Annotated in this window: 8 protein-coding genes and 2 pseudogenes; 4 read left to right on the plus strand and 6 right to left on the minus strand. The window is 73.2% G+C overall.

Annotation, left to right across the window (positions count from 1 at the left end):
• Nucleotides 1–21: 21 nt before the first annotated feature.
• Nucleotides 22–1,479, minus strand: coding sequence for an FAD-dependent monooxygenase (locus tag ACIP4X_RS16895; protein WP_391454580.1), 1,458 nt, complete (start codon nt 1,477–1,479; stop codon nt 22–24).
• Nucleotides 1,480–1,552: 73 nt separating this feature from the next.
• On the opposite strand from ACIP4X_RS16895, the gene ACIP4X_RS16900 reads away from it, so the two are divergent.
• Both ACIP4X_RS16900 and ACIP4X_RS16905 read left to right on the plus strand, forming a co-directional pair.
• Nucleotides 1,553–2,203: a TetR/AcrR family transcriptional regulator C-terminal domain-containing protein gene (locus tag ACIP4X_RS16900; RefSeq protein ID WP_391454579.1), complete on the plus strand. Its 651-nt coding sequence runs from the start codon at nt 1,553–1,555 to the stop codon at nt 2,201–2,203.
• Between the two features lie 127 nt (nt 2,204–2,330).
• Nucleotides 2,331–4,385: a SpoIIE family protein phosphatase gene (locus tag ACIP4X_RS16905; protein ID WP_391454578.1), complete on the plus strand. Its 2,055-nt coding sequence runs from the start codon at nt 2,331–2,333 to the stop codon at nt 4,383–4,385.
• 6 nt (nt 4,386–4,391) lie between these two features.
• Here ACIP4X_RS16905 and ACIP4X_RS16910 read toward each other — a convergent pair whose 3' ends face one another.
• On the minus strand, nt 4,392–5,372 hold the full coding sequence (locus ACIP4X_RS16910; protein WP_358729821.1) for an alpha/beta hydrolase fold domain-containing protein: 981 nt from the start codon (nt 5,370–5,372) through the stop codon (nt 4,392–4,394).
• 409 nt (nt 5,373–5,781) lie between these two features.
• On the opposite strand from ACIP4X_RS16910, the gene ACIP4X_RS16915 reads away from it, so the two are divergent.
• Both ACIP4X_RS16915 and ACIP4X_RS16920 read left to right on the plus strand, forming a co-directional pair.
• Nucleotides 5,782–6,501 carry an FAD binding domain-containing protein gene (locus ACIP4X_RS16915; protein WP_358729820.1) on the plus strand — a complete coding sequence of 240 codons (720 nt, stop codon included), beginning with the start codon at nt 5,782–5,784 and terminating at the stop codon, nt 6,499–6,501.
• A gap of 178 nt (nt 6,502–6,679) precedes the next feature.
• Entirely contained in the window at nt 6,680–8,962 is a 2,283-nt protein-coding gene (locus ACIP4X_RS16920) for a heavy metal translocating P-type ATPase (protein WP_401348942.1), read from the plus strand.
• 61 nt (nt 8,963–9,023) lie between these two features.
• Here ACIP4X_RS16920 and ACIP4X_RS16925 read toward each other — a convergent pair whose 3' ends face one another.
• The 4 genes and pseudogenes from ACIP4X_RS16925 to ureA all read right to left on the minus strand — a co-directional run bounded on the left by ACIP4X_RS16925 (nt 9,024) and on the right by ureA (nt 11,737).
• On the minus strand, nt 9,024–10,319 hold the full coding sequence (locus ACIP4X_RS16925; RefSeq protein WP_358729818.1) for an aminotransferase class I/II-fold pyridoxal phosphate-dependent enzyme: 1,296 nt from the start codon (nt 10,317–10,319) through the stop codon (nt 9,024–9,026).
• A 196-nt stretch (nt 10,320–10,515) separates the two neighbouring features.
• A pseudogene (locus ACIP4X_RS16930) lies at nt 10,516–11,181 on the minus strand (urease accessory protein UreD); the annotation flags it as partial.
• A gap of 89 nt (nt 11,182–11,270) precedes the next feature.
• A pseudogene (gene ureB / locus ACIP4X_RS16935) lies at nt 11,271–11,489 on the minus strand (urease subunit beta); the annotation flags it as partial.
• Nucleotides 11,486–11,737 (minus strand): urease subunit gamma, encoded by a 252-nt coding sequence (gene ureA, locus ACIP4X_RS16940; RefSeq protein WP_358729817.1) that lies wholly within the window; start codon nt 11,735–11,737, stop codon nt 11,486–11,488. The pseudogene ureB and the gene ureA, both read right to left, overlap by 4 nt.
• Nucleotides 11,738–11,758: the final 21 nt, after the last annotated feature.

Here is an 11,758-nt window from a genome sequence, read left to right on the forward strand (position 1 = left end):
GGTCGCGGCGGATCATGTCCATCATTCGGATGGTGAGCCGAGACACCCGCTCGGCGCGGGTCGCCGCGGGATCCGGTGCGCGTCCTCGGCGCCCACGCGCCTCGCGTACTCCTCCAGCCCGTCCGCGGTCTCGCCGGCCCAGCCCACGTAACCGTCCGGGCGGATCAGGAACACCCCCGCGCCGTACGCCTCGGGTGCCGTGTCCGCGCTCGTCGTCAGCAGGGTCCAGTGCGGCCCCCGGAACGTGTCGAACAGCCGTGTGCCGTCCACGGTCCCGTCCGGCGCGCGGTCGCCCGCCCGCACCGGGCCGGGCAAGCGGCGTGTTTCCTCCGTGAGGGAGGAGGTCCGGTAGCCCAGGCCGAGTTGGCGGGTCGCCCCGCCGCGGCGGGTCTCGCCGCGGTGCACGCTCGTGGAGAGGGCGAGCATCCCGGCGGCGACCGGCCGCCGTTCCTCCTCGTAGGTGCTCAGGAGGGAGCCGGGCACGCCGTCGCGCAGCACCGCGCCCAGCTTCCAGCCGAGGTTGTAGGCGTCCTGCACGCTGGTGTTGAGGCCCTGGCCGCCGGCCGGCGAGTGGATGTGCGCGGCGTCCCCGGCGAGGAGGACCCGGCCCTCGCGGAAGCGGTCCGCGAGCGCCGCCCGCGGGCGGAAGTCCGAGGCCCACCGCACCTCGGTCAGATCCTCGGGAGCGAGGTGCGAGCGGGCGGCGACGACCTCGCGGACGCCGTCCAGGGACAGGTCCACCGCCGTGCCCTCCGGGAACCCGGCCACGACCTGGAAGTCCTCGGTGCCCGCCAGCGGGCAGATCGCCATGAAGCCGCCGCTCTCGCCGCCGGCCGGGAAGATGTGCCAGTTGTCGCGGTCGAGACCGGTGATACGGACGTCCGCCACCAGCATCGGGCTCGGATCGACCGTCTCGCCGGTCATGCCGATGCCGAGCGCCCGGCGCACCGCCGAGCGGCCCCCGTCGGCGGCGACCACGTACCTGGCCCTCACCTCGGCACCGGAGGCGAAGCGCACGGTCACGCCGTCCTCGTCCTGAGCGAGGCCGACCGCCTCCCGGCCGAAGGCGACCCGCCCGCCCAGCTCCTCGAGCCGCTCCAGGAGGATCCGCTGGGTGCGCCACTGCGGCACCATCAAGCCTTCCGCGTACGGCGAGTCCTCGGTCGCCTCCACCGGGTCGAACATCCGGTGCTCGCCCGCCCGCTCCCCGTTCCGCCAGATCATCCCGACCGGGTAGGCGCCGCCGGCCGCGCGGACCGCGTCGAGGACGCCGAGGTCGTCGAAGACCTCCAGGGTGCGCGGCTGGATCCCCTTGCCCCGCGAGCCGGGGAACAGCCCGTCACCCCGCTCCACGACGAGCGCGTCCACCCCGCGCCGGGCCAGGTCGATGCCCAGGGTCAGCCCGCTGGGGCCCGCGCCCACGATCAGGACGTCCGTGTGCGCGGTCGTGCGGTGTGCGGTCGTGCGGTGTTCGATCATGTGCTCACGCTCCTTAACGCCGTTAAGTGCCGTCCGCCACGACGATGGCCTTAATGCCGTTAAGCTGTCAAGCGTGAACACGGAACGACGCGCGCCCCTCGACCGCGAACGGGTCGCGGACGCCGCCCTGGCCCTGCTCAACGAGGTGGGCCTGGCGGGCCTGACGCTGAGCGCCATCGGCCGCGAGCTGGGCGTCAAGGCACCCGCCCTGTACTGGCACTTCAAGGACAAGCAGGCGCTGCTCGACGAGATGGCCACGCAGATGTACCGGCGGATGATCGCCCGGACCCCGCTCGACCCCGCGGACACCTGGCGGGAGCGGCTGCGCAGGACCAACCACGGTCTGCGCGAGGCGCTGCGCGGCTACCGCGACGGCGCGAAGGTCTTCAGCGGCTCGCGCTTCACGGGCCTGGAGCACGCCGAGCAGATGGAGGACAGCCTGCGCCTGTTCACGGCCGCCGGCTTCACGCTCGCCCAGGCGGTGCGCGCCACCACGACCACGTATCTGTACACCCTCGGCTTCGTCACCGAGGAGCAGGGCGTCGAACCGCTGCCCGACGAGCGGCGCGAGGGCTACGACATCGCGGAACGTGCCCGGATGATGGCCGACTTCCCGCTGTCCGCCGCAGCAGGCACCGAGATCTTCACGGACTACGAGCAGCACTTCACGGAGGGCCTCGAACTCGTGATCGACGGCATCGCGGCTCGGTACGGGATCGACTGAGGGCGGTCCGCCGGGCGCTGGGCCGCCGGTGGCGGACCTGCCGACCCGGCCGGGGCGCGAGACCATGGTGGGGCAGGCAGCGGTCTCGGCCGTGAGCGCGGGGGCGAGGCGAGAGGAGGCGTCGACGGTGGAGTCTGCCGAAGCCTTCACGGGGCCGCCGGACGAGCCCGCGGCCCCGTCCGGCGGCCTGCTGGACTCGCTGAGCGTCTCGGCGGTGGTGCTGGACGCGCGGGGGCGCGTGGTCTTCTGGAGCCCGCAGGCCCAGCAGGTCTTCGGCTACAGCGCCGGGGAGACCGTGGGCCGGTACGCGGCCCGGCTGCTGGTCGACGAACGGCACCGGGACCTCGTCACCGCGCTGTTCACCCAGGTGATGACGGAGGGCACGGGGTGGGCCGGGGCCTTCCCCGTGCGCCACAAGGACGGCAGCTCCCGCCTGGTGGAGTTCCGCAACATGCGGCTGGAGGGCGCGCACGGGGACTACTACGCGCTCGGCATCGCCGCCGACCGTGCCGTTCTGCGGACCATGGAACGCGACCTCGCGCTCTCCGCCCGGCTGGTCTCGCAGTCCCCGATCGGCCTTGGCATCGTGGACACCGACCTGCGGTACCTCGTGGTCAACCCCACGCTGGAACGCATGAACGGCCGGTCCGCCGAGCAGCATGTCGGGCGGACCGTCCGTGAGGTGCTGGGCTTCATGGACGCCGTCTGGGTCGAGACCGCGATGCGCCGCGTACTGGACAGCGGCGACCCGCTGCTGAACCAGCTCATCCTCGCCCCCACCCCCTCCGACCCCGGCCGCGAGCACGCGTGGTCGGTCTCGTACTACCGCCTGGAGGACGGGGCCGGGCGGGCGCTCGGCGTCGCGACCGAACTCATCGACGTCACCGCGCAGCACCGCGCCTCCGCCGAGGCCGCCGCCGCGCGGCAGCGCCTCGCTCTGATCGCCGACGCCTCGGCGCGCATCGGGACGACCCTCGATCCGGCCACCACCGCCGACGAACTCGCCCGTGTCTGCGTGCCGGAGCTCGCGGACCTCGCCGCGGTCGACCTCCTGGACGCGGCGCTCCAGGGCGGCGAGCCCGGCTGGAGACCGGGCAGCCCGATGGCCATGCGCACCCTCGCGGTCGTCGCCCACCCGGAGCCCGCCGTCTCCCTCCCCGTCGGGTACGTCGCCCGGTTCGCGCCGCACCACATGGTCGCCCGGTGCATCACCACCGGCGGCCCGGTCCTCGCCCCCCGTGTGGCCGTCCGTGACCTCGCCCGCCTCGCCCCGGCGCACGCCGCCAACGCGCTCGCGGAGGCCGGCGCCCATTCCTGCCTGGCCGTCCCGCTCGTCGCCCACGGCCGTGTCCTGGGCGCCCTGGCCCTGGCCCGCAGCGGCAGTCCCGTGCCGTTCGGCGACGACGACGCCACCCTGGCCCTCGAACTGGCCTCCCGCGCGGCCGTCAGCATCGACCACGCCCGCTGGTACCAGAACCAGCGGACGGCCGCCGAGGACTTCCAGCGGAGCCTGCTGCCCCGGGAGCCGTCGCGGCGGCCGGGTCTGGACATCGCCTGCCGCTATCAGCCCGCCTCCGTGGTCTGCGGGATCGGCGGCGACTGGTACGACGCGATCGCGCTGTCCGACGACAGGACCGCCCTGGTCATCGGCGACGTGATGGGCAGCGGCAGCGGCGCCGCCGCCACCATGGGCCAGCTCCGTACGGCGACCCGCACCCTGGCCGCGCTCGACCTGGACCCCGCCGCGGTCCTGTCGCACCTCGACCGCATCACGGGCGAGCTGGAGCAGCGGTTCGCCACCTGCACGTACGCCGTGTACGACCCGCGCCGCGCCTGCTGCCGCGTCGCCGTGGCCGGGCATCTGCCGCCGGTCCTCATCCCCGCCTCGGGCGCCCCGCGGCTGCTCGACCTCCCGACCGGAGCGCCCCTCGGGGTGGGAAGCGTGCCCTTCGAGACCACCCGGCTCCGGATCGGGCCCGGGGACGGGCTGCTGCTCTACACCGACGGGCTCGTCGAGACCCGCAGCCACTCGCTCGACGCGCAACTGGCCACGCTGCTGAGCCTCCTGACGCGGCCACCGGGGCCGCTGGAGGAGACCTGCGACCATCTGCTGGACGCCCTGCGCAGCCCCGAGGAACCCGACGACGTGGCCCTGCTCCTCACCCGCGCGGGCCGGCGCTGACCGGCGCTAACCGGTGGTGGGCGCGTCGGCCGTGCCGAGCGCGTCCCGCAGGAACCGCACGGCCTGGTCGGTGGCGGCACGGGCGGCCTTGGAGTCGCTGAGCGAGTTGAGCATCATGAAGTCGTGCACCGTGCCGTCGTAGCGCACGGTGGTCACCGGGACGCCGGCGGCGCGGAGCTTGGCGGCGTACGCCTCGCCCTCGTCGCGCAGCACGTCAGCCTCGTCGACGAGCAGCAGCGCGGGCGGCAGTCCGGCGAGCTGCTCGGTGGTGGCCCGGTTGGGGGACGCGGTGATCTCCGCGCGCTCGTGCTGGTCGGTGGTGTAGGCGTCCCAGAACCACTCCATCAGCCTGCGGCTGAGGTAGTAGCCGCTGGCGAACTCGTCGTAGGAGTCGGTGTCCATCGCCGCGTCCGTGACCGGGTAGTACATCGACTGGTGCACGAACCTGACGTCACCGCGCTCCTTGGCCATCAGGGCGAGCGCCGCGGTCATGTTCCCGCCGACCGACTCGCCGGCCACCGCCATGCGCCGGGCGTCCAGGCCCTTCGACTCTCCCTCCCGCGTGATCCACTGCGCGGTCGCGTAGCCCTGCTCGATGGCCACGGGATAGCGCGCCTCCGGCGAGGGCGTGTACTCGACGAAGGCGACGGCGGTACGGGCACCGACCGCCAGCTCCCGCACCAGCCGGTCGTGGGTGCCCGCGTTGCCCAGCACCCAGCCGCCGCCGTGCATGTACACCACGACGGGCAGCGTTCCGGTGACGCCCCGCGGCCTGACGATGCGGACGCGTACGTCGCCCACGGAGGCCGGTACGGTGATCCACTCCTCGTCGACCGGCAGTTTGTCGATCGGAGCGGCCTGAAGGTCGTCGAGGACCTTGCGTGCTTCGGCGGGCTCCATCTCGTACAGGAAGGGGTGCTTCGAGGTCGCGTCGGCGAGTTCCTGCGCCGGGCGCTCCAGGACGATCGTGCTGGACTGAGCGGCCATGGCGATGCTCCTTGGCGATGCTGAGAAGCGCATGCTGAGACGCGCGTGTCGGGACGCGCAGGGTGCCCGGCCGGCGAGCGCCGGTGCCACTGAACGTCCGGGCCCCGGGAAAGGGTTCTTGTCCAAGGTTCGAGGCCCTCGTTCAGGCCCTGCGAGCCGATGTGCCCATCGTAAGCGCACATCGTGCGGCCCTCGACTCGCGGCGAACGGGCGACGGCGGCCGACCGGTTCGGAGCGGGTGGGTATGCGGCCGGGATATGCGCCGGGGCGCGGCCGCCGGCGTGCCATGTGCTCGCGTGAGCCCTGTGCGCGCCCCCGTCGGGGAGGGAAGACTGCCTGCCGGCGGGCAGGGGACCGCGGTACTGCCCACCGCCTTCGTCCGGCGTCCCAGGAAGGCAGGTCGGTCGCTGTGCTGTTGCGTCTGCCCACGTCCGTGTCCGAAGCACGGGAGTGTCTGGCGCAGGGGGCTGTGCCGATCGGCGGGGCGACTCTCGTCTGGGCCACCTGGCAGCGCGACGGATTCCCCGAACTGGCCATGTCACTGCGCGAGTTGCCGGAGGCCAACGTCGTGGGGCGGCGGACCGTGGGCGGCGCCGTGGTGCTGCAGCGGATCGACGAGCGGGTTCCCGGGGTACTGCGCCTCGCCGCCGCCACCGTGGGCACCGGGGCCGTGCGCCGCACGGCGACGGTCGGCGGCAACCTCGTCGGCAGCGCGCTGCGCTGCCTGCTGCCCGCCACGCTCGTCCTCGACGCCCGGGCGACGGTGCTGGAGCCCGAGGGCGTCCGTGAGGCGGACCTGTCCGAGGTGGTGGCCAAGCGGCCCGTCCTGCTCAGCCTCCGCTGGCGCGAGCCGGTCGCCTGCGCCTACCGCAAGCTGGACGCCGAGGCGGGCGGACCTCCGCCCCTCGTGGTCGCCTCGGCGGTGCACACCGAGGACGACGGCGATCGTCTGCGGGTCGCCGTCCGCGACGGCTACGACGTGCTCAGCGGAAGCGTCCCGCGCGCCGTCGACGCGGCGGAGGTCCTGAGCGGGCTGCGCGGTACGGCCCTCGGTGATCTGCCGGCCGCCGCGTGGGACGTCGTCCACTCGCAGGTCACCGGCCTGCTGGACGGTCTCGGCACGCACTGAGTACGCGCACCGGGTACGTGCTCTGCGTACGTGCACTGAGGGTTCCCGCACGTCAGATACCCCCCTCCCGTATGTGAGCCGGTGGGTCGGCTCCTTGCTTCGTGTACCCCCTAGGGGTATACATGTAGCTGCTGAATACCCCCGGGGGGTACCCGATGGGCAAGGAGGACCCGATCACATGACCATCACCACGTCCGGTGCCGCCGAGGTCGAACTCGTCATCGGCGGCATGACCTGCGCCTCGTGCGCCGCGCGCGTCGAGCGGAAGCTCAACCGCATGGACGGCGTCGAGGCGACCGTCAACTACGCCACCGAGAAGGCGAAAGTCACCTTCCGTGAGGATGTCGCCGTGGCCGACCTGATCGCCACGGTCGAGGCCACCGGCTACACCGCGCGCGAACCCGAGCCCGTCCGCGCCGAGTTCGAGCAGGCCGACCGCTCGGCGGGCTCGACGGGCTCACTGAGGGGAGGCCCCGACGAACTCCGTCCGCTGCGGGAGAGGTTGACCACCGCGGTCGTGCTCGCCGTGCCGGTGATCGCGATGGCGATGATCCCGGCCCTCCAGTTCGAGTACTGGCAGTGGCTGTCCCTGACGCTGGCGGCGCCCGTGGTGACGTACGCCGCCTGGCCGTTCCACAGGGCCGCCTGGACCAACGCCCGGCACGGCGCGGCCACCATGGACACGCTGATCTCGATCGGCACCTCGGCCGCGTTCCTCTGGTCGGTGTGGGCGCTGTTCCTCGGCACCGCCGGCATGCCCGGCATGACCCACCCCTTCGAGCTGACCATCGCCCGCGGCGACGGCGCGGGGAACATCTACCTGGAGGCCGCTGCGGGTGTGACCGCGTTCATCCTCGCCGGCCGTTACTTCGAGGCCCGGTCCAAGCGCAGGGCCGGTGCGGCGCTCAGGGCCCTGCTGGAACTGGGTGCGAAGGAGGTCACCGTTCTCCGCGGCGCACGCGAAGAACGCGTCCCCGTGGCGGAGTTGAAGACCGGCGACCGTTTCCTGGTCCGCCCCGGCGAGAAGATCGCCACCGACGGCACCGTCGTCGAGGGCGCCTCCGCCGTGGACGCCTCGATGCTCACCGGCGAGTCCGTCCCGGTCGAGGTCGCCGTCGGGGACGCCGTCACCGGCGCCACCCTGAACGCGGGCGGACGCCTGGTCGTCGAGGCCACCCGGGTCGGCTCCGACACCCAACTCGCTCGCATGGCCAAGCTGGTGGAGGACGCCCAGAACGGCAAGGCCGCCGCCCAGCGGCTCGCCGACAGGATCTCCGGGGTCTTCGTCCCCGTCGTCGTCGCGCTGTCCCTGGCCACGCTCGGCTACTGGCTCCTCGACGGCGCCGGACCGACCGCCGCCTTCACCGCCGCGGTCGCCGTCCTGATCATCGCCTGCCCGTGCGCCCTGGGACTCGCCACACCCACCGCCCTCATGGTCGGCACCGGACGCGGCGCCCAGCTCGGCATCCTCATCAAGGGCCCCGAGGTCCTGGAGAGCACACGCAGGGTCGACACCGTCGTCCTGGACAAGACCGGCACCGTCACCACCGGCCGGATGACCCTGCTGGCGGTGCACCCGGCCGACGGCACCGACGAGACGGAGGTCCTGCGGCTCGCCGGCGCCCTGGAGCATGCCTCCGAGCATCCGATCGCCCGGGCGGTCGCCACCGAAGCCGCGGACCGTGTGGGCAGCCTGCCGGTCCCGGAGGACTTCGCCAACGTCGCCGGACTCGGGGTCCGGGGAGTCGTCGAGGGGCACGCCGTCCTCGTGGGGCGCGAGCGGTTGCTCGCCGAGTGGGCGATGTCCCTGCCGGACGACCTGCGGCGCGCCAAGGAGTCCGCCGAGGCGGCCGGTCGTACGGTCGTCGCGGTCGCCTGGGACGGCGAGGCACGTGCGGTCCTCGAAGTCGCCGACGCGGTCAAGGAGTCCAGCCCCGAGGCCGTACGCCGGCTGCGTGCCCTCGGTCTGACGCCCATGCTGCTCACCGGCGACAACCGGGCCGTCGCCGAGGCCGTCGCGGCCGAGACGGGCATCGCACCCGAGCACGTCATCGCCGAGGTCCTGCCGCAGGACAAGGTCGACGTCGTCAAGCGCCTCCAGGGCGAGGGGCGTTCGGTCGCCATGGTCGGCGACGGCGTCAACGACGCGGCGGCACTCGCCCAGGCCGATCTGGGACTGGCGATGGGAACCGGCACGGACGCCGCGATCGAGGCCGGCGACCTGACCCTGGTCCGCGGTGATCTCCGGGTCGCGGCCGACGCCATACGGCTCGCCCGCAGGACGCTGGGCACCATCCGCTCCAACCTGTTCTGGGCCTTCGCCTACAACGTCGCCGCGCTTCCGCTGGCCGCGGCCGGACTGCTCAACCCGATGATCGCGGGCGCCGCGATGGCCTTCTCCTCGGTCTTCGTGGTCGGCAACAGCCTGCGCCTGCGCCGCTTCCGGGCCATCGGCCAGTGACCCCGGTGGGCGACGCGGCAGGGCGTCCGCCGTTCCTGAGGGGACGGCGGACGCCGTCCGCTCAGCTCTCCCGGACCGAGGAACCGAAGCCGCGGGCCGGGGAGGACCCCCGCCCGAGGCCTGAGACCGCACGGCCCATGCGCGTCAGTGCTTCCCGCAGGATCGTCGGCGTGGTCGCGAAGTTGACGCGTACGCAGCCCGCGCCGCCGCTGCCGAAGACATGTCCGGAGCTGAGGGCGACCCGGGCTTCGTCCAGGAACAGCCGCGCCGGTCCGGCGAGGTCGCTCACGACACCGGGACCGTCGGCGGGACGTACGTCGTGCAGTCCGAGGCCGGTGCAGTCCAGCCAGGCCAGGTAGGTGCCCTGCGGCGGGACGTACCCCACGTCCGGGAGGTGCTCCTTCACCAGTTCGCCCAGCAGGCTCCGGTTGGCGTCGAGCCCGAGCAGCAACTCGTCGAGCCAGTCGCCCCCGTCGCGGAACGCCGCCGTATGGGCGAGGATGCCCAGATGGCTGGGGCCGTGGCTGACCTCTTCGGGCATCCGGCGCAGGTCGCCCGCGGACTCGGTGCCGGCGACGGCCACGGCGGCCTTGAGACCGGCCAGGTTCCACGCCTTGGACGCGGAGGTCAGGGCGAACCCGTTCTCCGAGCCGGGCACGCTGAGGAAGGGCGTGAAGACGGCGCCGGGCAGCACCAGCGGGGCGTGGATCTCGTCGGCGACCACCCGGACACCGTGCCCGCGGGCGAGCGCGGCGACCGCCTCGAGTTCCGCGCGGGTGTGGACGACACCGGTCGGGTTGTGCGGGTTGCTCATCAGGAACGCGGCGCGGCGGCCGCGGCGCCGGGCCCGTATGAAGGCCTCCTCGAGGTTGGCGAGGTCGATCCGCAGATCGGGTCCGAGGCGGGCCTCGACGACCTCCCGGCCGTCGTGCGTGACGAACGCGTAGAACGGCGGATAGACGGGCGAGCAGACGACGACCGCGTCGCCGGGGTCCGTGACGAGACGGAGCACCTCGACGACTCCCAGCATCACGTCGGGCACGAGCGCCGTGTTCTCCACGCGCAGGCCGTCCCACCCCCATCGCGTGGCGGCGAAGGCGGCGAGGGCCTCGGCGTAGGCGGTGCCCTGCGGGTATCCGGTGTCCCCGAGCGCCACGGCCCGGTTCAGGACGTCGGCGACGGCGGGTGCCAGGAGGACGTCCATCTCCGCCACCCACAGCGGCAGGACGTCCTCCGGATGCGTGCGCCACTTCAGGCTGGAGCGCTGCCGCAACTGCTCCAGGGAGAGCTGGACGAGCGGATCGGTACGGCCGCCGCCCCCGGCCTCGGCGGGTGCCTGGTGGGTGGACTCGCTCATGCGGTGCTCCCCTCGCCCGGAGGGCCGGGCCTCGGCGGTGCGGTGTGGTCGTCTCGCTGGACGGTACCCCGGTGCACGCCTGCCGGTCAGGAGCGCGCAGAGGGGGAGTCCGCCGCCCGGCCGCACCCCTACCACCGGAACCACGCGGGTCGCCGCCGGACCGACCGCGGGTGCGACGTGCCCCCCCGCGGCGAGGTCAGTCGCTCCGCCAGCTCTCCCAGACGGCCCCCAGTTCCGCGTCGATCGCCGGTGCCACCGTGTCCAGCAGCCGCACCTGCGCCCCCGGCCCCGCCAGTTCCATGCGGTACGGGTGGCGAGGTCCCGGGGGACCGGTGCCGAGGCAGGTCACCGAGCCGATGACACGGTTGCGGCCCAGGACGCCCGGGAGTTCCCGGAGGTCCGGCTCCGTCAGGTCCAGGTCCTCGATCAGCAGGTCGTGTCCGTCGTGGGTGGCACGCGTGGTCGCCCGCACGCTGCCGCCCCGTTCGCCGGAGCGTCCGAGGACCAGGGTGTCCCGCCACAGCATCCGTGCTCCGGCGGCCAGCGCGATGTCCATCGAGCGTTCCACCCGGGCGCCGTCGCTGACGAAGAACGGGTTGGCGTCCCAGATCAGTTCGCCGTCCTCGGCGGTGTCGACCCGGGCCCGCCACCGCGAGGCGCCGCCGCGGTGGTCGTAGGCGACCAGTCCGGACGGTTCGACCAGTTCCAGGCGGGCACCGGGGCCGACCTCGATGTGCAGCAGCAGGTCGTCGCCCGCGAGCAGACCGGCGCGGGTGCCGACCAGGGCGATCCGCACCCGGTCGGGGGCCAGCAGCAGGGGGCGGGGGGCGAGGAAGGCACCAGTCGCCGACGCCTGTCGTCCGTTCGTGCGGTCCTGGTGCCGGGCACGACGATGCCGGGCACCTCCCGGCGGCCGCCCAGTTCGACGAGGGTGACCTCGGCGCCGACTCCGGGCTCGAAGCGCAGGGACGTGCCTGAGGGAATATCGAGCCGGAAACCTTCGGCAAGGGACCGGTCAAAAGAAAGCGATGGATTCGCGTCGGGGAAATGCAGATGCGATCCGATCTGAATGGGGCGGTCGCCGTCATTCACCACGGTCAACTGAAGCCGGGCGCGGTTCTCATTGATGTGCACTATGCCGGAACCGGTCCGGATCTCGCCGGGGATCACGGGATCGGCGAGGTGATCGTGACGAGCTTGCGCCCGTCCGGGAAGGTCGCCTCGACCTGGACGTCGTGCAGCATCTCGGGGACGCCTTCGAGCACGTCAGCGCGGGTGAGGACGTTCCGCCCCTCGGCCATCAGGTCGCTTACGGGCGCGCCCTCGCGGGCGCGCTCCATCGCCCAGCAGGAAAGGAGCGCGACGGTCTCCGGGTAATTGAGGAGCACTCCGCGCTCCCGCCGGTCACGGGCGACCATCCCCGCAACACTCAACAGCAG

The organism is Streptomyces sp. NPDC088817 (assembly GCF_044750345.1).
Taxonomy (GTDB): Bacteria; Actinomycetota; Actinomycetes; order Streptomycetales; family Streptomycetaceae; genus Streptomyces.